Genomic DNA, 21,253 nt, shown 5'->3' with positions numbered 1-21,253 from the left:
ACCGACAGCGTCTCAGTTTTTCACCGCCCGGCTGCTCCGGGATTTCGGCAATGGAATCTCCCCTTGTTTTCAGATGACACCGCTGCCACGAAGCATTTTAACGGACTGCCGAAACGCGTTTGTCGTTTCGTCCGTGTCCTGCGACGAATGGACTGCAGAGACAATACCACCAGGCCACTTGGCAATATCGACGCCATGGATCAACAGGGCCACCCGTAACAGTCCGATCAGGACTGGATCCTGGTTCCTGATTTGTTCGGGTGATATTCGGGCATTGAATTCACTCAGGGGAATTTTAATACTCTCAGGATTAGTGCAGATGTGAAAACCCGAGTGGGTCCCGTACACGACCCACGGGATCTTTTCTTCACGAAAGATGTCATTAAGGGACGCACGCAATCGTGAGGCAACTGCACTTGCCCGTTCACATACGTCAGTCTCCTCAATGATCTGCAGTGTCCGGAGTCCCGCCACTGCGGATACCGGATTAGCGTTGTAGGTTCCCTGATGAGGAACCTTTTCACGGCCATCGTCTTTGCCGTAATCCATGTCGAGAAGTCCAAGGACGTCGCGTCGTCCGGTGACAGCCCCACCGGGGAACCCGCCTGCAAGAATTTTGGCAAGAGTTGTGATGTCCGGTGTTATTCCGAGTTCGACCTGCGCACCACCTGGTGAACACCTGAAACCACTGATAACTTCATCCATGATCAGCAGCGTGTCTGTTTCCGACGTGGCGACACGCAAATCACGAACGAATTGCTCCGACAATGGAAATCGTCCCCACGCACCGCCGGTTGGTTCCAAAATAACGGCAGCGATGTCACGTTCCTGCAGACGCTGGCGGACGTCCTGAATGGACTCCGTTGCCCCCAGGACAATTCCCTGACTCAACTCAGGCAGAATCCCGGGAGTTGGAGTGCCGTCAAAGTGCGAGCTCACACCGAATGCGGCATGATCCTGCCAGCCGTGGAAGTGACCTTTAAACCTCAGGATCTTTGGTCGATCGGTAAATGCTCTGGCCAGACGAAACGCCAGCATCGTTGCTTCAGTACCGGAACTGGTGAAACGAACGAGTTCAGCTGAGGGCAACATCTTCTGAATTTGCTTGGCCCACATCACTTCAGGTTCATGACAGGTGCCGAAGTGCGTTCCCTTTTGCAACTGAGCCTTCACCGCTGCGGTAACATCAATATGATTGTGCCCCAGCAGGAGAGCACCGTGCCCGCCGAAATAGTCGATATACTCATTGCCGTCGACATCCCATTTTCGTGAACCACTGGCATGATCGATATAGACAGGATGCGGCTTAATATATCGGGAGTCATGCGCAATTCCGCCAGGAAGCACGGTACCGGCGGCTTCAAACAGATCGACAGATCCTTGTGTCTTCTGCCGGTACGTGTCAAAGATTCTGTTGCTGTGTTCCATCTGCTGACCTTACTCAACTGAATTTGGCAAACCAGACACAACCAAGGGCCCCTGCCGGTGGACACTAAAACAGGAGACAATCGTTAGCCAGAGATCAACCCGGCTCCTATCTTCGCAGTGATAAACCCAATCAGCAAGACACCAGAATGAATGATTACGATCAACCTGATCGCATAATCTCCAAACAGCTGCAGCATCAGCTCCGTTCAACTTTCGGATGCGGAACCTTACCCACGAACACGACAGGCCAGGAAATTTTTCGCCGGCCCCGGATAACATAAGATTTCGGCCGTGACTAACAGAGAGTGTGATGCAATAAACCACAGTGTGCCGGGAGTCTGCTGATTGAAAGGTCTTTACGAATAGAGGAAGCGCTAAGCAGCGCATCCTGGCCAACTTGCAGCCCGAACATCGAATATCAAACATCTGCCTTCTGACATCACATGATCCTGGAATTCCGCCGTACGAGTGTTCGTCCAACGCCTTGACTCTAAACTGAGACCGGGCGATGCTATTCTGGCGGCTCGCAAATCAGCCGAAGTATCAGATGAAGGAAAACTCAGTCTGATGATCAGACTTGGCGTTTTGACAATACTGCTTGTGCCCCAGGTTATTTGTGCGGCCTCTGAATTTCGCGACCTGGCCAAAGCCCTTCCGACTGGTGCCAATGCGGTCCTCGTGATCGATGTGGACAGAGTTTTGAAAAGCAATATAGCCACGTCAAATGACTGGGCAACTCCGCAGAATTCTGCCAACAGCCCCGTGTATCTTCCTCGGGAAGCAGACAAAGTCGTTGTGGCTGCTCAGGTTGATCCTCCCAGTGATTTTCAAGTTGCCTGGGAAGCCGCGGTGATCGGCCTTAAGGAATCGTTGCCGATGCGACTGGCAACCGGTGGCGGACCTCTGTGGGAGGGCATGGCCTGGTGCATGATTCACGGACTGACTGTCGCCACTTTGCTGACGCTGCTCGTTGTTCCCTCACTTTATGCTCTGTTTGTCGAGACGTTCGGTGTGCACCCGGTCCAGGTTGAGTCTGCATGAACAGTATCAACCCGATCACTGACTGCGATGATTCCCGAAAACAATCGCTGCTGAGGCGTATGCATCAGGCACGTTTCGTCCGGCTGTTGATTGCGCTGTCACTATTGTTGTTTACAGCACCGTTCGTAGGTGCATTTGAAAACCAGCTCGGGAGAACACTGGCCGCTGTCCTGCTGGTGGGAGTGCTGGCAACTGTACTGATCGCCGCTTCTCTGACTGTCAGTGAAAAGGAACATCAGTCTCGTTTTGCCATTCTCCTTTCACTTGCATGCATCATACTCAGCGCACCGGCTCATCTGGTCGATTCCGCCCAACTGCGGATTCTTCACGAAATTTTAACGATTATACTGCTGATCCATGTGATCCATTTAATCATCCGTTCTTTATTTCGTGCTCGTCGAGTTGATTACGACACGATCGCTGCATCACTGTGCGGATATCTGCTGACGGGAATCGTCTTTGCCGCCGGCTATGCTCTTTTGGTTGAATTCAACAGCGCAGCAATCAACACCGGAACTTCTGCTGAATTCCCTGACCGGAACATGCGGTTCGGTGACGAGACCACCGCCACAACGTTATACTTCAGCTTCGTGACACTGACGACACTGGGATTCGGAGACATCACACCGGTTTCGATGCCGGCCCGTATGCTGACTACTGCTGAAGCGCTGATCGGTCAACTTTACCTGGTAGTAATCGTCGCTCGTCTGGTTGGACTGCACATCACAAACGACATGGCAGAACGACACGACCGGGAAGGTTAGAGCGATCCGTGCTGTCGGGATGTCACTGATTTTCAGGTTGATCCTCGGTCCGTAAACAGAATGACAGCATGTCAGACACACCACGTCACTCGACCGGAATCAAACGACTGGATGACGCCCTTGGAGGAGGTCTCATCCCAGGTACGCTGACTGTGCTGATGGGAGCCACCGGTATCGGCAAGACGCAACTTGCGCTTAGCTACTGCAACGCCGGAAAACACCAGGAAGGGCAGCGAGGTATCATCTTCGACCTTACCACACGCGGTGATTCTCAGAACCAGTCAGATTATGCACAGCGGATTCACAACTGGTCCATTCAGAATCGGCAGCTGGTCGATCGAATCGATCCTGACGTTGTCTGGAACGAAGAAGATATCCGCAGTGATTACCTGCATGTGTTTGACCGCGGCGGCCGGCGCGTCACCATCAACGACATGCAGCCGGAAGAATGGCAGGAATTCAAAGCAGATCTGATGCGGCGTCTGGATCAGACGATTGCTTTTTTCTACGGCAACTTCATACACGGCGTCCGCAGGGCTGTGGTTGACGGCGTGGAACCGACAGAACAGGACAGCGACTCGTTTCAATTCCATCTGTTTGATTATGTGTACCACCAGATCCTGCGAAAGGAACACGACTGGCTGGCCAGAGATTTGTTCCGTGTCCACTATCGTGCTCAGCAGGATCGGGTGCAGCAGCACGCCTATGACTGCAGCGGGATCAGCGGGATGCTGTCGTATACCAGCCATGAAGTTATGCTTGATGACCTGATTGAACGGCCTCTGCAGTCGGGAGATGTCCTTTCCAACGCCAATACGGTTATCCTGGTTGGAAAAACTCGCCAAGGCTCAAAGATTGGACGCGCACTGTTCATCGCCAAACATCGTGGCAGTGCATGTGAAGAAGCTATTCTGCCATTTACCATCACGGAATCCGGAATCACCTTCGATCCTTAACGCCATGACCCGACCACACACAGACTCTGTCGTTCAAAACAGCCTCATGATGAAGGCGGTACGCCGGGAGCCTACAGAAACAACGCCGGTGTGGATTATGCGTCAGGCTGGCCGCTACCTTCCGGAGTACATGGCCGTCCGCAACAGGGTGACATTTATTGAATTATGCAGGACACCCGAACTGGCCTGCGAAGTCACCCTCACGGCGCGCAGCGTTCTTGGAGTCGACGCGGCCATTCTGTTTGCCGACCTGCTGCCAATGCTGCAGCCCATGGGCATAGACCTCGAGTACGTTAAAGGCGAGGGACCTGTGATCCATAATCCGATCAAACACGCAAAGGAAGTGGACCGCCTGACGGTTCTGGATGCGGTCGAACCGCTGGGGTTCGTATTTGACGCGGTCAGAATGATTCGACGCGAACTGCCGGACAACATTCCGCTGCTGGGATTTGCAGGGGCCCCCTTTACACTGGCTTCATACTGTATCGAAGGCGGAAGCTCCCGAAACTGGGTGTGTACGAAATCAATCATGTACAATGATGAGGGAGCCTGGACTGCGCTGATGAACACGCTGGTTGATTCAGTCATTATGTACCTTCGCGAACAGATTGCCTGCGGATGCCAGGCCGTCCAGCTTTTTGACAGCTGGGCCGGGTGTCTGTCCCCTTCTGACTATCGTCGCTATGTGATGCCTCATACAAAACGCGTCATTGACGCGGTGAGTGCAGATGCTCCTGTGATTAGCTTTCTCACCGGCAATCCTGCACTTTTACCGTCTCAGAAGGATGCCGGCGGTCAGGTCATGGGAGTTGACTGGCGAATCAGCCTGGATGACGCATGGGATATTTTTGGCCCGGATGTTGCCGTTCAGGGAAACATGGATCCTGTGTCTCTGTATTCCGAACTTCCTATTCTGAAGCAGCGTGTGCAGGATGTTCTCAATCAGGCAAACGGTCGTCCCGGCCACATTTTTAATCTCGGTCACGGAGTGATGCCGAACATGAATCCGGATCATGTGAAAGCCGTTGTTGATTATGTTCATGAACTGGGAGCCCGCTGATGTCGGCTGCAGCCGTGTCTCAGAGACAGCGGCGTGTGACCGTCATAGGTGCGGGGATCACGGGACTGGCTGCAGCGCTCAGACTGATTCAGCAAAACAAGGATCTGTATGTTGACGTGCTGGAAGAGTCGTCACGTGCAGGCGGTGTTATTCAAACCGAACGCCGGGACAGTTTTCTGATCGAGCATGGTCCGGATGCCTTCATCACAAATAAACCGGGGGGGCTGCAACTGTGCAGCGATCTTGGTATCACAGACCAACTGACGGGAACGGATGAGCAGCATCGTCGTTCCCTTGTCGTCCGTCGTGGTCGTCCGGTTCCCGTTCCGGAAGGCTTCATGCTGATGGCGCCTGCCAGGCCGTCAGCAATTTTAAAAACGCCGATTCTGTCGTTCGCCGGAAAACTACGTTTGCTGTCCGAAATTTTTCGGCCGCGAAAGTCCACCGATGACGACGAGAGTTTGGCATCTTTTGTTCGTCGCCGCTTCGGAACAGAAACATTTGATCGACTCGTGCAGCCTCTGGTCGGCGGGATTTACACTTCTGATCCGGAACGACTAAGCCTCAAAGCTACTTTGCCCCGGTTCCTCGAAATGGAACGACAGTATGGCAGTGTCATTCGGGCAGTTCTGGCGGATAAACGGTCCGGACCTGAGGACTCTCAGCCGTCGGAAAGCGGTGCACGCTATGGATTGTTTGCCACGCATGCCACAGGCCTGTCATCAATTGTGGCATCGATCGTATCAGCACTGGAATCATCCGGCCGGGCGAAGGTGCATTTCAATACCGCTGTAGATTCTGTCAAACCGACACATGAACCGACGGGTGGCTGGCACGTAAGAATTGCCGGTCAGAATCAAATATCGTTCCAGGGAGTGATACTGACGACTCCGTCACGGGTCAGTGCCGGGATACTGCAGACCGTCGATGCAACCCTGGCCAACGACCTGAGTACGATCGAATTCGCCTCAACAGCGATCGTAACGACGGGACACCGTCTGAGTGATTTCACACATCCGATGGACGCATTTGGTTTGGTGGTACCTGCAGTTGAAGACCGCGGCATCCTCGCCATTTCTTTTTCCAGTCGTAAATTCAAAAACCGGGCACCAAACGGGCATGTACTGCTTCGCTCATTTCTGGGTGGTGCCATGCAGGCGGATCTGCTTGACCTTCCGGATCAGGATATTCTTGAAATTGTCGCCGCTGAACAGCAACAACTGCTGGGAAGATCGCAAAAAGCACGGTTCGCCACGGTCATTCGATATCAGCAGGCAATGCCGCAGTATCACATCGGTCATTCGAATTTGGTCAATCGCATTGACGAGCGTGTATCTCGTCAATGCAGTCTGGAACTCGCCGGCAACTCCTACCATGGAGTAGGTATTCCTGACTGCATCAGCAGTGGTTACGCCGCCGCCGACCGTCTCTCTGCTGATTTGTCAGATTGATCTGTTTCGAACGATTGCTGAATCGTGCAGCTGTTCGGCAACCACTGTCGCGCCGTAGACGTCACTCAGCACGTCCTCGGGACCACCGGCGAAATACGCACTTCTGTGAACCCGTGTTTTGGGTTATTCCAGACTAATGGATCCGTTCCGGAGGATTCAGCAGATGACACTTTGTTTTTGATCAGCTGCTGTCGACCTGCGACATCTGATGTGCCATGCTCTGACATAATCCGTTAACGGACTGAAGACCGAAATCTCCATCAGAGTATCGACAGGATGAAAGCTGGAAAACAGGTTGCGATCGTCACCGGAGCCTCCGCCGGTATCGGCAGAGCCATTGCACTCCGTCTGGCTGAAGATAATTTTAGTGTGGTGCTGGCTGCGAGATCGATCGACAGCCTTAGTGAACTGCAGCAACTGATCGAAAGTAAGGGCGGATCAGCTCTTGCTGTGAAGTGTGATGTTTCCAGTTCCGGAGATCTAAAAGAACTGACTCGGCAGACACTGGATCGTTTCGGCCGAATCGACGTGCTCATCAACAACGCCGGCATCGAATGTTTTGGACATTATGAAACGATCCAGGTCAGTCAGATCCTCAAAACAATCGAAGTCAATTTCACCGCGGCACTACTGATGTCCCGCCTGGTCATCCCAACAATGCTTGAGCAAAATTCCGGGTGCATTATTAATATGGCATCGACAGCGGGAAAACACTGTCCGGCATTCGGAGCCGTCTACGGTGCCACTAAAACGGCATTGATCGGATTCACTGAGGGACTCCGCGGCGAGTATATGGATCGCGGAATTTCTTCAACCGCTGTCTGTCCTGGATTCACAAAGGACGGAGGGATTTACGAACGGATGACAGCTGCGGTTGGCCGCGGCACATCGGCTGCTGTCGGATGTACCACAACCGATGCCGTGGCAAGTGCGGTCATAAAAGGGATCCGGTCAAGACCGCCGGAACTCATCGTAAACTGGCCTCCTGTGCGGCCTGTGCTGGTGCTGAAGCAGTTATTTCCCCGACTGGCGGAGAAACTGATCCTTGCAGTTTCAAGGAAATTTACCAGGAAAGTGGCCGACGTATCAGTCGCTTCTGCTGCTGAAGGATAGGTGTGTTCGCAGTGTGTCTCAGCAGAAAGTCTGACTTTGATTCCCCGGAACCCTGCTTGATCACATGGTCATTCACGAGAATCCGAATTTTCCCCAATGTACAACCGGAGACCCGAATCCAGGCAACTGCCGGACGCTGTTCCACCCACCTTGCAAAGCCTGATCTCGGCGTTACGATCGGTTGGTGGCCGGGAAACCAGGGACTGTGGGAATTCCTCAGATGACCTGTGTGTGCATGGAATAATCGTCCAAACTCCGAAATTTTGGATCAATCATCACTCTCAGCCATGAGTTCGTGCGGGGGCCTTCACACCTGCTGTCTGTACGGTTACCGGTAATTGAGTAAGTCAAGTTCGAAGAGAGATTTGTTATGTCACGTCCGTCAGTTAAAGTTGGCATCAACGGCTTTGGCCGTATTGGTCGTATTACACTTCGTGCCCTGATCGCTCGGCAGAAGTGTGACAAACGGCAGGCTGATATCGAAGTGGTGGCAATCAATGACCTTGGTGCAACCGCAGCACTGGCTAATCTGTTTAAGTATGACAGTGCTCAGGGACGTTTCGATGGCGATGTTCACGTCAGCGGGGATGACCTGGTTGTGAACGGCAGCACCATCAGAATCTGCGCAGAACGAGATCCTGGAAATCTGCCGTGGAAAGATCTGGGCGTTGATATTGCTCTGGAGTCGACCGGATTCTTCACCAGCCGGGCGGCGGAAGGCAGGCCGGGATTTGATTCACACATCAGCGCAGGTGCGGGTAAGGTCGTCATCTCTGCTCCGGCCAAAGGAGAAGATCTCACCGTTGTCTGTGGTGTCAACGACGATCAACTAACGGCCGATCACAGGTGCATCTCAAATGCGAGCTGCACGACCAACAGTCTGGCTCCCATGGTCAAAGTCCTTCATGAGAATTTTGGCGGCGTTCAGCACGGTCTGATTACAACATGCCACGCTTATACAAATGACCAAAAAGTGGCAGATCAACTGCACTCCGATCCCCGTCGATCGCGGGCGGCTGCCGTCAATATTATTCCCACGTCAACTGGCGCCGCAAAAGCTGTTGGCAAAGTCTTTCCTGTGGTAGATGGCAAATTAACGGGAATGTCACTGCGAGTTCCTGTTGTGACAGGCAGCGTAACGGACCTCACCGCAATCGTTGGAAAAGACACAACAGCGAAAGAGATCAACGATGCCGTCAAAGCTGCTGCCGAAGATGGCCTCAGTGGGATCCTGGAATATTCAGAAGATCCACTCGTCTCCAGCGACATCATTGGCAATACCCACAGCTGTATTTTTGACTCGGGCTTTACCACTGTGATGGCAGGTAACATGGTCAAGGTACTGGGCTGGTACGATAACGAATACGGCTATTCGTGCCGTACTGTTGAACTGATTGAAAAGCTGGCGGTTCTCTGACACGGGTGACAGGCGAGAACCTGTCGGAAATGACGATGGCAGCGTTTGGTAGATGCCGCATCTCTGACCGTTACATCCTGCCTTCCCTGTTACCTGACTGTCCGGGACAATTTCATCGGGAACGTTTCCCGATGACGGTTACCGTGCTGCGGTCACAAACGAATTCCACAGCAGCCCCGGAAACGACGCAATGGCTGTGAAACAACCCTCCAGCGGTGGCGGATGGAAGGCAATCGGCTACACAATGCAACTGGCCGGCCGAGTCGGCTGGTGGAAGATGTGGAAGGCTCTGCGGTCGAAAAATGCCTGTAAGACCTGCGCTGTCGGTATGGGCGGCCAGCTCGGCGGCATGGTCAACGAGGGCGGATATTTTCCGGAAGTGTGCAAGAAATCGGTGCAGGCAGTGGCGTCCGATATGCAGGGAGCCATCCCTGATCATTTCTGGAGCCGGTACAGTGTCAATCAGCTTCAGGCGATGACATCGCGACAACTGGAGTTTTGTGGACGAATCGTTCGACCAGTCATCCTGGAAGAGGGGGCAACTCATTATCGACCCATTGAATGGGCCGAAGTTCTGCAGCGACTTGCTGATCGTATGGCTGCTGCCGGTCCGAAACGAAGTTTCTTTTACGCCAGTGGCCGTTCCAGCAATGAAGCCGGATTTTTACTGCAACTGATCGCCAGGCAGTTTGGGACTAATTATGTCAACAACTGTTCCTATTACTGTCACCAGGCCAGCGGAGTTGGACTGACCAGCAGTATCGGTTCCGGCACCGGCACGATTCGTCTCGAAGACCTCAAAAACGTTGACCTGTACATACTCATCGGAGCTAATCCGTCATCCAATCATCCGCGACTCATGCGGTCATTGATGGAAATCCGCCGTCGTGGCGGCAATGTGATTGTGGTCAATCCGGTGAAGGAATTGGGCCTGCGGAATTTCCGGGTTCCCAGTGACGTCCGCAGCCTGATATTTGGTTCACCCATCGCCAGTTCGTACGTACAGCCCCATATTGGCGGTGATCTGGCCATGCTGTCCGGCGTCTGCCGTGAGATTTTGGAACGCGGGGCAGAGGATCAGCAGTTCATCGATCGCCACACGCTTGGATTCGATGAATTTCGGCGATCGATAGAATCTCTCGCCTGGGAAGATATCGAACGGTTGAGCGGTTTGAGTCAGGTACAGATTCGCGAGTTCACGGATCAGTACCTTGCGGCAAAGAATGTTGTCTTCGGCTGGTGCATGGGAATCACTCATCATCTGCACGGTACCAACAATGTGCAGATGATCGCAAATACCGCACTACTGCGAGGAATGATCGGACGACGCGACGCCGGGATGATGCCCATACGCGGTCACAGTAATGTGCAGGGACTGGGCTCGGTGGGAGTCACTCCTGCGCTGAAACAATCGATGCTGGAAAACCTCGAAACAAAACTCGGGATCACTGTGCCGAAGTCACCCGGCTACGACACAATGCGGTGCATGCAGGCTGCACATGCCGGGGAAATGGATTTTTCGCTGTGTCTTGGCGGAAACCTGTACGCCAGCAACCCGGATCTGCAGTACGCCGCAGGAGCCTTGAATTCGATCGGCACCGTGTGCTACCTGTCGACGACGCTCAATACAGGTCATGCCTGGGGGCTGGGGAAGCAAACAATGATTCTCCCGGTGCTTCCACGTGACGAAGAATCTCAACCGACCACTCAGGAATCAATGTTCAGCTATGTACGTCTGAGTGACGGTGGCCCCGCACGTTTTCAGGGTCCACGCAGTGAAGTGTCGATCCTTGCAGAGATCGCACACAAAGTATTCGGACACAACAGTAAGGTGGATTTCGAAACTCTGAAAAGTCACGCAGCCATCAGAGAACTGATCGGGGAACTGGTGCCCGGCTATGAAGAAATGCGGGGAATCGATGAGTCGAAGCAGGAATTCCACGTTAGAGGTCGCACACCGGTGGACTACAAATTCTCCACAGAATCGGGCAGAGCATCGTTTAATTCGGTGCCGCTGCCCGAACCACGATGTCAGGACAACGAGCTAAGACTGATGACAGTGCGTTCGGAAGGTCAGTTCAACAGTGTTGTCTACGAGGAAGAAGATCTCTACCGAGGCCAGGAGAGACGTGATGTTGTGCTCATGAATCAAGACGACATGAATGCACGCGGCCTGGAAAACAACCAGCAGGTGCGAGTCGCCAGTTCTGCGGGAGAGATCCGTTACTGTCATGTTCGTGAATATGACGTACGGGCAGGCAACGTACTCATGTATTATCCGGAGGCCAATACACTCGTCCCGCATGCAGTGGACCCTCTGTCAAAGACACCCGGCTTCAAGGGGGTTCCTGTCAAAGTTAGTCCGGAAAAACCTGTATGAGAACTGGTCGCCATCAGGACGGGTCAAGATATTCTCGGCACCATAAAACACCTGCCGAAAACTCGTCGACTCACACTGTCTTCCGGAAAAGTGGCAGATTCTCAAAGCAGACGGACACAGATTTCATGAACTATTTCCGATATGGTCACTGACACTACAGAATCTCACCTCGATTCATCTGCTGACCGGTTCTCCGGTCAGCGATATTCTTCTTCAATCAGGTTTAGCAGGTAAGACTGACCACCATATTCATCCACCTGATTTGTCTCTTCTGCGCCGACCGTGCCGAAGCCGTTCGCAAACGGTCAAACGCCGAGTACTGTTTGCGGGCCGGAATCAGCATGCAAATTTGCGCCATTCACTGAGTGAGTCCCTCTGCAGCTGACGACTTATTATCATCAGTGTGATCATATGCCCTTTCGCGTCTTCCGACGACGTCCGCGAGCGGCATGCACTTCTTCAGCCTGATTCCATCGATAAAGAACCAACCCGGCAATACAACCAGCAACAGTCGCCGACACGACACCTGCAGGACTCTGAGAAAAAGCAGAGTTCTCTGTTGCTGCCTGAGTCGTCAGTATCAGTCCAACGGCACTGATCACCAGACCGGCAGAATCTGAGATAATCTCCCGAAGGTTCATACTTCCCTGGGACAGAACAACAAGTTTTCCAGGTACCAGCTGGAAGACATAGTTAACAACCCCGGAAACCATGAGCGCAAATGCCAGCCAGTAAAATTCGGGAAACGCAAGCAGTTTGGCTGTCAGAGCAATCGGACGGAGAATCTGTGTCGACACATCCTGCACTGTTTGGTTTCTGTCCAGTGTTCCGGCCAGTTCATCCACACGATCTTTAGCCTCGCTCAAAATTTCGAAGGCGGACTCTGTTCCCTGTTGTTCCGGGGTCACAACGTCTGTCATATCTGACACATCCGCAGCCGAAACCGCGTTATCCCCGACACTTGTTTCATGATTCCTGTCAACCGTGGATTCAGGCCTGGCAGAACGATCCTGCGCGACAACAACAGAAACCAGGAGGCAGAACAGCAGAGTAAGCCACAGGCATCGTTTCATCCGGTTGTCTCCAAACAGCAATCGTGAACGGTACAGAGGCTGTTCGCCGACACTATCAGAATCTTAAAAGAACTGCGATATTGGGCTGACTAAACAACATCATCAACCCTCCGATAAGGCATGAGAAGGTCAGACAGACCGATCAGTTCATCACCTGACCGGAACTCAGACGACCTGGAAGCCACTGTCGAAGATAGCGAATCCAGAGAGCCCTGGCCGGAGCTGTAAACGCAAACCAGCAGAACAAAATGGGAATGGCGACTTCGTGAACAGTAAAGACCAGAACTGCAAGAACAACAATTGTTACGATTTGACGACGGCCCTGACTTCCTCGCACCAGCTGATTGAAGAGATGTGGATAGCGGATTCGACTAACCATCAGCAAGGCCGTCCCCAACGTTATAAAGGGCAGCAGAACAGCCAGTGCGGGCAGAACATAACCACTGACAAACGCTGACCATCGCGAGACGTCTTCAGCCAAAAGATCGTTCAGTCCCTTAATTCCAATGGGCATTGAGGCGATGACTCCTGCCGCGGCGGGCGAAGGCAGACCACTGAACCCCTCATGCAAATCTTCCTCGTCAGTTTCTGTGTTGAATCGTGCCAGACGCATGACGGCACACAGTACGAACAGCGTGGCAAACGCGGAAAGGAATCTGGGCCAGAATTCAAACTGAAACTGTGGTACTGCCACGGATGGCATCAGTTGGTTGTTGGGATGGGTCAATTTGAGCATAAGAAACGCCGGCGCCACACCAAAACTGACCACATCACACAGACTGTCTAGCTGAGCGCCAAATTCACTTGTCTGATTGGTGAGCCGGGCAGCACTGCCGTCAAGTGCATCAAACAGCATCGCCAGAAAGATCAGCCATGAAGCCAACACCATTTGCTCTGCAAAGATCCCTACTTGTTCTTTCACGAAACTTTGCGTGTCTGCGGGCTCAATCATTTTCAGAACGTCCGCTGAAATCGTTGGGCCAACGCGTGCCAGAATCATAATCGCACCAAATCCACACACAGCATTACCCAGCGTCAGCAACGTGGGAAACACCGCAAAGACTTTTCGACGACGTCGACCGCGTTCTGAAATTCGTTCCGAATCCACAATTCTTCCCGTCGTTCAACCTGGCGGAGATGCTGATACAATGTCAGAAATATCTGTCGTATTGTACCATCGAATTTCCGAGATCTCACAAAACTCGGACCAATTCCCAAGTTGGCACACCTGGCAGACCGCAGGAAACAACTGATCGGCAGAATCAACTGTACAGAACACGCCAGGAATCAGTGGTCTGTTTCAAACAGCAATCAGAACGTAGACTGCGGCAAGAATGATTTGAATCAATGCAAACGGAAGCGCAGTACTGACAAACCCGCCGAACGTCAGTTTGAGCCGCTGACGATGAATAATCGTCATAGCCACCACGGTCGACGCACTTCCGATCGGCGTGATGTTACCACCCAGGTTTGCCCCGAAAATCACGCACCACCAGTACGGTGAATCGGACGCGGTATTCATCGTGTTAAGGATCTGAGCGAGCATCGCCGCCAGTGGAATATTGTCAGTCACGGAACTGGCAGCCGCGGCGCTCGACAGGAGAACAACTGAATCTCCCGGCCAAGGCAGCGACAACATTCCGGCGATACCCCGACCGATACAGGCCAGAACCTGCGCATGTTCCATGACATGAATGACCACAAACAGAGATGCGAAGAATGCCAGCAGGTCCCAGTCAACTGCTGAATAGAATTTGTCAACTTCGCTGCGGTAGGCCAGTAAAACAAACCCGGCGAAAAACAGAGCCACAAACCCCATCTCCAACTGGTCCAGACCAAACGGCAGGGCTGCCTGTCCCGCAATACCACCGATAAACAGTACAAGTGAGACCACAGAAAACCAAAAGAAACGGTTACTGGGTATACTTTCACAGGGATCGAAGCTGTCAACCAGTCGACGCGCTTCGGCTTTTTCTTCCTCCGTTTTTAGTCCACGAATTCCGAACCTGCTTCGCGCCATATACAGAGTGACTGCGGTCGCAACCAGCACATAAGGAGCTGCCACCACGAAAAACCGTGCAAAACTGATTTCGGCAGTCTTTCCCACGATAATGTTGGGAACACTGCTGATCAGTGTCAGCAGTCCGCCAACATTGGTCAGTAATCCTTCCGTGATCAAAAAACCCAGCATCAATTCGTTGCGGTTCAGTTTCTTAAGTGACACGGTGGTCAGTGACCCAATGATGATCATAGCCGTCACATTGTTCAGTACTGCAGAAAACAACACCGTCAGTAATCCGTAAAAGACCAGAAGTCTCCAGGGATCTCCGCAGGACTTTCGAGTCAGTACGATCGCCATCCACGTGAACACTCCGGAGCGACTGGTGACTTCCACAAACAGACTTGCCCCCAGGATGATCGTGATGACACCCCAGTCTATTGACGGGATATATATGGGCAGAGATTTCAGGGTGTGATCCGGCAACTCAACCGGACCAAACTCAAGCAGCTTCATCACAGTGGCCAGAATCAGACTCAGACCGGCAAACGAGCCAACAATGATCGATTTTTTTGCGTGGAGTTTCTCTTCCAGGGCCAGTGCCACGACCATAGCCGTCAGCAACACAGCAAAAACAACGGTGATCCATCCGGGAACCGAATGCGAAGCACCGGCATCCGCAAGCAGGCACACGGACTCAGAGCTGCCGGATCCGGTCATGTGAAACAGATGTAAAATTGAGTCGCCTGAGTGCATTGGGAATACCATGGCTGACTAAAGGAGTCAGGACGCAATCTAAAAACCTGCTGCATGAACCATGCAGCCGCTGACTAGAGCAACATCATGGAAACATCTGTCAACTCGACGCTAAGTGAATAGGCTCGGCCGTGCATGGCCAGCTGATCATCATCCTTGGTGTTCAGAACGAGCAGATCGATGTCATGATCCCTGATCAGACTGCAATAGTCCCGCAGATAGTGACCTCGCCCGACATAAGGCTCGACTCTGATATCTGGACCCTCTTCATGAATCACCCGGGAGCACACTTCTATAAAATCGGTCGCTTCCTTCAGCAGTTGATTTTCAATAAAATTTCGGGCATCACCTGAGTCAATCTCGGGGATTCTTGCAATGGCCTGCATGTAGCGCTCGAAGACCCGATCGTCTTCCACATGGCACAGCCACATCGTTCCTCCCGCGCGGCACATCGCCGCCCCGTAGTTGATAAGTCGGTTGTCACCGGAAATGTGATCGGCCACAACCATAACACGATTGCAGTCACGATCAGCCACCCTCATGGGATGAGCTGATGTGCCGGGCAGTACCAGTACGGGTATCGAAGTCATTTGTGTAAGCACATCCAGGTAAACACCCAGACTGTACTGCGGTACCCGGGATGTTTCCTTCAAATGCCGATGAGTGACCAGCAGATCAGTTTGCTGCTGGTCCACCAGAGCAACCAATTCTCCTGCTGTATGATAATCATCACCAGTGATCAGGCGCCAGGATTTGACTGCATCCAGTCGACCGATGAAACGGCAAAGATCGTTTTTCACAATTTGTGCATGATCCAGACTACCGTCTGAAACCAGCGTGACCCTCCCAACAGGGATGTCGACACAGGAAAACTGCTCTTTCTCAGCACGACGAAATATGGATTCAAATTCGTCAATGTGGTCAGTCATCAGATTTGACTCGCAGTCTCAGTGAGTTGCACAGTATCGTAGCGAAATACAGGTTTCCGCGGGAGTCGCACAGTATCTCTTGTCGTGACCACAGAAGACACCGGAATTGAGAGCACCGAACGTCCGGTTCGCGGGTACAGAAATCGACGGGTAAACGTAAGCCAGAATCCTGAAACCGGCAGGACCTGCCGATCAAGTCATTTTTCACGGCTCCCTGAACCGCAAAAATCCACTCATTTCAAAAACCGCAGTGAATCATCGCCTGGTTCACGCAGGGTGGAACAACCGGTTCCGATACATCGAATAGGACAAATGAATCTGAAACGGGAAACAGTGGAGTGGTACGATGAGATGCCAGGGCCGGCCAATCCAAAGACTTCTGATTTGTACTGTCGTCGCTGCACTAACTCCGAGTGCAACGGCAAAGGATATGAAATGGCAGACAAACCCTCCCGCTGCTCTTCAGCAGGCCGCGGCGACCGGTCGTCCGCTTCTAATAAAATTTACTGCAGACTGGTGCGGGTACTGCAAGAAAATGGAACGCACTACGTTCTCCGATTCAGTGACAGTGGAAACCGTACATCGTGGATTTGTACCGCTGCTGGTCGATGCAGACAGGCACGCGGATCTGACCAGAGAGCTGCAAATTAAAGGTCTTCCGGCAATTCTGATTGTCAACGCCGACATGACTGTCTTGGAACGAATCACGGGATATCAAACAACCAAAAAACTGTTACCTAAACTCCAGGCCGTCCTGGCGGCGTATCGTCGGACTGACCGAGTCATGGCTGTTTCTGCGGCTCAACAGCGCAATCAGCCGATTCCCCCACATCGGACCGCTGATGATGATCAATCTTTCGACCGGCAAACGCCTGCAAAAACACGTCTCAGTGTCGGATCGAATTTTTCTTTGGGACTCGGCAGTTCAACGGATCAGAATACACCGACAGCGGAGATCAATCCGTCATTCGATGGAATTTGTCTCACAAGTGTTGTGGATGAACGTAACCCGGTTGCAGGTACTCCTGAGTTTGCAGCGGAATATCGTGGTCAGATCCTGCACTTCAGGAACGCTGATCAGCGAAACCAGTTTTTTCTGAAGCCCGAGAAATACTGGCCTGTGCTCGACGGCCACTGTTCAATGACATTACTGGAATCAGGCAGGCTTGTTCCGGGGCATCTCAAACATGCGGCCGTATATCGAAACCGGATCTGGACATTCCAGACTCGAACTCTGATGACAAAATTCATTGCCTCACCTGCGGAACACGTCGCCAACATCGAAGAACTGCAAAAGCAGTCAAAAACATCTGACCGATCGTTTTAACGAAAGCTGTCTGGAGTCGATCAAATTGGCAGTTGTGGCCACTTCATACGAAGCATCCTTGACATTTGGTACCTGCCATCAAAGGCTGATGAATAACCTGGAGTCCGACACTTACTCTCCTGGCCGGCCAAACTGCCAACGGACGTGTCATCACCCGTAAAGTACGATCGACAACGTCTTATCTTCGAAAAATAAATATGCTTGCTCAACTCTTACCAGTGAACGGGGGGGCTCCGGTGACTCTCGATCGTCCGGTGACGGTCGTGGGTCGCAGCGCCCGCTTGTGTGATTTGCCACTGAAAAACACTGCCGTTTCAAAGATCCATTGTATTTTGGTGAAGACAGACGGACTCATTTATATGCGGGACCTGGGCAGCACCAACGGTACGCGAGTCAACGGACAACGAGTATTGCGGGGAGCATTACTGCCAGGTGACCAGATTTCATTCTCGGGCAGTGCATTTCAGGTCTATCTTGCCCCGGACTCCGACAATGTCGATGCTGAATCACAGGACAAAACATCAAATAACGACGGGTCAAATCCAACACCTGAGTCTGCAGACAATTTATCCACCAGCAGCGATGTCATGCTGCTTTCAGATGAAGACCTGATCACATAAACCGGGCTTTCCCGGCCAGGCCTGCTGATCAGTCACAGTCAAAACAGAATACTGACGAACATCATCACGCAACGTCACGGTTCGACTGACCAGTGTGGTTCGCACGCGGGGAATCTGAAAGCAACGCTCCACCAATCGTCGCAAATTTTCAGCTCGCAAAGAGTTCGCGGCATCATACCCGCCTAGTACAGCCGTTACCCGGTGTTTTGGGTCGTTCAATGTCTCAACACGACATGAATCAACCGCATTTATTTCCCGCAGACCCGCCGGAAGCAGCCTCAGCTCACCAACACAACTGTCTCTATCCGTCGCGCTTAATTCGGACAGATTCAATAACAACCTGTTCGAGCGGCACATCTCTCGATCGACTGCTTACGAGCTGCCCGTTAGCCGTGCGCGACTTGAGAATAGCCGGACCGGTTTTGACCGCCTTAATCTTGTCAACTGTAGCCAAACCGCCGGTAACCTTTCCAAAAACGGCATAACCACTGGAATCAACTCCACCAGGATCAAGACTCCTGTTGTTGTCGACAACATTAATAAAAAACTGTGAGGTTGCCGAATCCGGTTCGGAGGTTCTCGCCATCGCAATGGTCCCCCGGAGATTACTCAGGCCGCTGACCCTGGCCTCATTTCTGATTGGACTCATTGTCGGCTTTTGTGTCGGCGGCTCCCCCTTTTCGAAACCACCGCCCTGAATCATGAAATTACCGATCACGCGGTGAAAAATCGTTCCGTCAAACCTGCCTTCTTCTACATATTTCAGAAAATTTTCGACGGTAATCGGAGACTTATCCTGATCAAGCTCAATTGTAATCTCGCCCATGCTGGTGTTCATGACAACGACCGGGTTTGCTGCAGAAGCAACGCTGCCGACAATCGCGACCACAGTTAACGATACAAAGGTTCTCATGGCGGGCTCTCAATTGATCAATTAATACAATGACGGTTTATTTCCGCCGTCACCTGGCTCTTCCGTCTGATATCTCTGGTCCAAACAACAAGTCATCAGACTCTGCTTCATCAGATAAATCGTATACCGACGAAGACTTCGTCTTCTGCGTGTATTGAACCCGGCTGATCACAGAAATGCAATGCTCACTCGTTGGTCCGGCCGGTTACACAGTTCGGAGGTATCGGACGGTGCCCCCACGACGGCTGAACACATTCGAGAGTTTATCATCCCGCGATGACTAAGTATTGCCAGCACAATATCGAATCCGAATTTGCGTTACCTGTCAACGTCCGGCAAAGGAGCTGTGTAATGGTAATGGACAAATCCGCGGGCGTCTTATTTGCTGTCGTCAGGCATGGACTCGACGCCGCCGGCCATTCAGTTCCATGAGACAACCTGAAACTGCAGCAGGTACCTGGAATATTGACGAATATCTGAGTCCGGTGAACAGGCGTGCATGGTCCGGATGCTCCAGGAAAGGAAACCTTCAATCTCCGTTCTGCAGACTGTCCAGCAGAAGTCCCCGGACTGTCTTTGGGTCCGCACCGGAAATCTGTTTCATGACAATTCCGATCAGCGGCCCAACGGCTGCCTGTTTGCCGGAACGAACATCTGCTGCAGCACCGGGCATCGCTTCAATAGCTGCTGCCACGGCTTCGCTGAGTGCACCCGAATCACTTACGACTTCTCGTTCCGCAGCCAGTGATTTCACGTCAGGCACAGAAATCGATTCTCCGGATTCACTGCGGATTTTCAAAAGCCCATAAATTTCTCTGGCGCTCTTTGTGGTGATTCGATCACTGACGACTAACGTCAGCAGCTCACCAAGAATTTCGCCGGTGATACCGAACTCATTAATCGAGACACCACTCACATTGAGATCCCGGAGTATGTCCTGTGTAGCCCAGTTAGCAGCTGTCTTTGCGTCTCCACACACTCTGACAACCCGTTCATACCAGTCCGTGAACTGCGGTCCCTGATCGATAATCACGTTCGCATCATACTCAGACAATCCAAGTTCAGACTGGAATCTCTGACAGCGGTCCGCAGGATTCTCCGGCAGTGAATTGCGAACCTCATCAACTTCACGGGCTGTGACCACTACCGGGATTAAATCCGGATCCGGAAAATAGCGATAATCAGACGAATCTTCTTTTTCCCGCTGTCCGAATGTAGCACCTCTTTCGGCATCCCATCCGCGTGTGCACTTGGGCGCGTCGTCGATCGTCTGATGCGTCTTTTCCCACTGCTTTATCTGTCGCTTGATTTCGTATCCGATTGCGAGCTCAACATTGCGAAAGCTGTTCATGTTCTTGAGTTCAACAATAGGCGTTGCTATTTTCTCGCCGTTGCCGTCATCGACATGCAGATTCACATTCGCATCACATCTCAGACTGCCTTCCTGCATATTACAGTCCGACACATCGATGAATCTCAGCAGGGTCCGTAACTGCTCCAGATACTGTCTTGATTCGGAAGCCGTTCGCAGATCGGGTTCACTGACAATTTCCAGCAGCGGAGTTCCGGTCCGGTTCAGATCAACTCGACTGTCGCCGCCACGACCGGTTTCGTCATGAACGTTCTTTCCCGCGTCTTCTTCCAGATGTGCTCGCGTAATCCGAATACGTCGCGGTTCGGCCCCCTCTTCATCTGCAGAGATGTCAAGCCAGCCATTGGAACTGAACGGCAGATCAAACTGACTGATTTGATAGGCCTTGGGCAGATCCGGATAATAGTACTGCTTGCGGTCCCACTTTGTGAATTCTGCAATCGTACAGTTCAGTGCCACAGCCGTCTTCAGCGCAAGGTCGAATGCGCTGCGATTCATGACCGGCAATGCACCCGGTAAACCCAGACAGACCGGACAGGTCTGTGTGTTGGGTTCATCCGGATTGAATCGGGGTGAACAGCCGCAAAACAGTTTAGATCGAGTGCGAAGCTGGACGTGCACTTCCAGTCCAATGATTGTCTGGTATTGTGTCAT

17 protein-coding genes are annotated in these 21,253 nt (G+C 52.3%); 10 read left to right on the top strand and 7 right to left on the bottom strand.

What is annotated here, in order from left to right; genetic code table 11:
* Positions 1-69 precede the first annotated feature (69 nt).
* Positions 70-1,428 carry an aminotransferase class III-fold pyridoxal phosphate-dependent enzyme gene (locus tag MK110_12725; protein ID MCH2212161.1) on the bottom strand — a complete coding sequence of 453 codons (1,359 nt, stop codon included), beginning with the start codon at positions 1,426-1,428 and terminating at the stop codon, positions 70-72.
* Between the two features lie 468 nt (positions 1,429-1,896).
* Here MK110_12725 and MK110_12720 point away from each other — a divergent pair, with 468 nt between their 5' ends.
* From MK110_12720 to MK110_12685, 8 genes are all read left to right on the top strand, one after another.
* A complete protein-coding gene (locus MK110_12720; GenBank protein MCH2212160.1) occupies positions 1,897-2,469 on the top strand; it encodes a hypothetical protein in 573 nt (190 codons plus the stop codon).
* Positions 2,466-3,233, top strand: coding sequence for a potassium channel family protein (locus MK110_12715; GenBank protein ID MCH2212159.1), 768 nt, complete (start codon positions 2,466-2,468; stop codon positions 3,231-3,233). Before MK110_12720 ends, MK110_12715 begins: the two co-directional genes overlap by 4 nt.
* A 68-nt stretch (positions 3,234-3,301) precedes the next feature.
* The gene (locus MK110_12710) at positions 3,302-4,189 is read left to right on the top strand and encodes a recombinase RecA (protein ID MCH2212158.1); all 888 of its coding nucleotides are present in this window, start codon (positions 3,302-3,304) and stop codon (positions 4,187-4,189) included.
* A gap of 49 nt (positions 4,190-4,238) precedes the next feature.
* Positions 4,239-5,249, top strand: a complete 1,011-nt coding sequence (gene hemE / locus MK110_12705) for a uroporphyrinogen decarboxylase (protein MCH2212157.1) — start codon at positions 4,239-4,241, stop codon at positions 5,247-5,249.
* On the top strand, positions 5,249-6,700 hold the full coding sequence (gene hemG / locus MK110_12700; protein ID MCH2212156.1) for a protoporphyrinogen oxidase: 1,452 nt from the start codon (positions 5,249-5,251) through the stop codon (positions 6,698-6,700). Before hemE ends, hemG begins: the two co-directional genes overlap by 1 nt.
* A 276-nt stretch (positions 6,701-6,976) precedes the next feature.
* Positions 6,977-7,813, top strand: coding sequence for an SDR family NAD(P)-dependent oxidoreductase (locus MK110_12695; GenBank protein MCH2212155.1), 837 nt, complete (start codon positions 6,977-6,979; stop codon positions 7,811-7,813).
* Positions 7,814-8,183: 370 nt separating this feature from the next.
* On the top strand, positions 8,184-9,230 hold the full coding sequence (gene gap, locus MK110_12690; protein ID MCH2212154.1) for a type I glyceraldehyde-3-phosphate dehydrogenase: 1,047 nt from the start codon (positions 8,184-8,186) through the stop codon (positions 9,228-9,230).
* A gap of 190 nt (positions 9,231-9,420) precedes the next feature.
* Positions 9,421-11,610, top strand: coding sequence for an FdhF/YdeP family oxidoreductase (locus MK110_12685; protein ID MCH2212153.1), 2,190 nt, complete (start codon positions 9,421-9,423; stop codon positions 11,608-11,610).
* A gap of 407 nt (positions 11,611-12,017) precedes the next feature.
* On the opposite strand, the gene MK110_12680 is transcribed toward MK110_12685, so the two are convergent.
* From MK110_12680 to MK110_12665, 4 genes are all read right to left on the bottom strand, one after another.
* The gene (locus tag MK110_12680; GenBank protein ID MCH2212152.1) at positions 12,018-12,683 is read right to left on the bottom strand and encodes a hypothetical protein; all 666 of its coding nucleotides are present in this window, start codon (positions 12,681-12,683) and stop codon (positions 12,018-12,020) included.
* Positions 12,684-12,825: 142 nt separating this feature from the next.
* Entirely contained in the window at positions 12,826-13,791 is a 966-nt protein-coding gene (locus MK110_12675) for a phosphatidylcholine/phosphatidylserine synthase (protein ID MCH2212151.1), read from the bottom strand.
* A 192-nt stretch (positions 13,792-13,983) separates the two neighbouring features.
* Positions 13,984-15,438, bottom strand: a complete 1,455-nt coding sequence (locus MK110_12670; protein ID MCH2212150.1) for a hypothetical protein — start codon at positions 15,436-15,438, stop codon at positions 13,984-13,986.
* A gap of 74 nt (positions 15,439-15,512) precedes the next feature.
* The gene (locus MK110_12665; protein ID MCH2212149.1) at positions 15,513-16,367 is read right to left on the bottom strand and encodes a hypothetical protein; all 855 of its coding nucleotides are present in this window, start codon (positions 16,365-16,367) and stop codon (positions 15,513-15,515) included.
* Between the two features lie 346 nt (positions 16,368-16,713).
* Here MK110_12665 and MK110_12660 point away from each other — a divergent pair, with 346 nt between their 5' ends.
* Complete coding sequence (locus MK110_12660; protein ID MCH2212148.1) at positions 16,714-17,694, top strand: thioredoxin family protein; 981 nt, start codon at positions 16,714-16,716, stop codon at positions 17,692-17,694.
* Between the two features lie 197 nt (positions 17,695-17,891).
* Positions 17,892-18,314: an FHA domain-containing protein gene (locus MK110_12655; GenBank protein ID MCH2212147.1), complete on the top strand. Its 423-nt coding sequence runs from the start codon at positions 17,892-17,894 to the stop codon at positions 18,312-18,314.
* Positions 18,315-18,615: 301 nt separating this feature from the next.
* On the opposite strand, the gene MK110_12650 is transcribed toward MK110_12655, so the two are convergent.
* Both MK110_12650 and gatB read right to left on the bottom strand, forming a co-directional pair.
* Positions 18,616-19,152, bottom strand: a complete 537-nt coding sequence (locus tag MK110_12650; GenBank protein ID MCH2212146.1) for a peptidylprolyl isomerase — start codon at positions 19,150-19,152, stop codon at positions 18,616-18,618.
* 604 nt (positions 19,153-19,756) lie between these two features.
* Positions 19,757-21,253 carry an Asp-tRNA(Asn)/Glu-tRNA(Gln) amidotransferase subunit GatB gene (gene gatB, locus MK110_12645; protein MCH2212145.1) on the bottom strand — a complete coding sequence of 499 codons (1,497 nt, stop codon included), beginning with the start codon at positions 21,251-21,253 and terminating at the stop codon, positions 19,757-19,759.

Source organism: Fuerstiella sp. (genome assembly GCA_022447225.1).
Lineage (GTDB): Bacteria > Planctomycetota > Planctomycetia > Planctomycetales > Planctomycetaceae > S139-18.
The sequence above is the reverse complement of the archived record's forward strand: the minus strand, read 5'-3'. Positions and strand labels throughout refer to the sequence as shown.

Bases quoted from the DNA above. Each gene is read 5' to 3' on its own strand.
- MK110_12670 (MCH2212150.1), bottom strand. From the start codon at position 15,438: ATGCACTCAGGCGACTCAATTTTACATCTGTTTCACATGACCGGATCC.
- MK110_12685 (MCH2212153.1), top strand. From the start codon at position 9,421: ATGGCTGTGAAACAACCCTCCAGCGGTGGCGGATGGAAGGCAATCGGC.
- gap (MCH2212154.1), top strand. From the start codon at position 8,184: ATGTCACGTCCGTCAGTTAAAGTTGGCATCAACGGCTTTGGCCGTATT.
- MK110_12725 (MCH2212161.1), bottom strand. From the start codon at position 1,428: ATGGAACACAGCAACAGAATCTTTGACACGTACCGGCAGAAGACACAA.
- MK110_12660 (MCH2212148.1), top strand. From the start codon at position 16,714: ATGAGATGCCAGGGCCGGCCAATCCAAAGACTTCTGATTTGTACTGTC.
- hemE (MCH2212157.1), top strand. From the start codon at position 4,239: ATGAAGGCGGTACGCCGGGAGCCTACAGAAACAACGCCGGTGTGGATT.
- MK110_12695 (MCH2212155.1), top strand. From the start codon at position 6,977: ATGAAAGCTGGAAAACAGGTTGCGATCGTCACCGGAGCCTCCGCCGGT.
- MK110_12665 (MCH2212149.1), bottom strand. From the start codon at position 16,367: ATGACTGACCACATTGACGAATTTGAATCCATATTTCGTCGTGCTGAG.
- MK110_12680 (MCH2212152.1), bottom strand. From the start codon at position 12,683: ATGAAACGATGCCTGTGGCTTACTCTGCTGTTCTGCCTCCTGGTTTCT.
- hemG (MCH2212156.1), top strand. From the start codon at position 5,249: ATGTCGGCTGCAGCCGTGTCTCAGAGACAGCGGCGTGTGACCGTCATA.
- MK110_12650 (MCH2212146.1), bottom strand. From the start codon at position 19,152: ATGAACACCAGCATGGGCGAGATTACAATTGAGCTTGATCAGGATAAG.
- MK110_12655 (MCH2212147.1), top strand. From the start codon at position 17,892: ATGCTTGCTCAACTCTTACCAGTGAACGGGGGGGCTCCGGTGACTCTC.
- MK110_12710 (MCH2212158.1), top strand. From the start codon at position 3,302: ATGTCAGACACACCACGTCACTCGACCGGAATCAAACGACTGGATGAC.
- gatB (MCH2212145.1), bottom strand. From the start codon at position 21,253: ATGACACAATACCAGACAATCATTGGACTGGAAGTGCACGTCCAGCTT.
- MK110_12715 (MCH2212159.1), top strand. From the start codon at position 2,466: ATGAACAGTATCAACCCGATCACTGACTGCGATGATTCCCGAAAACAA.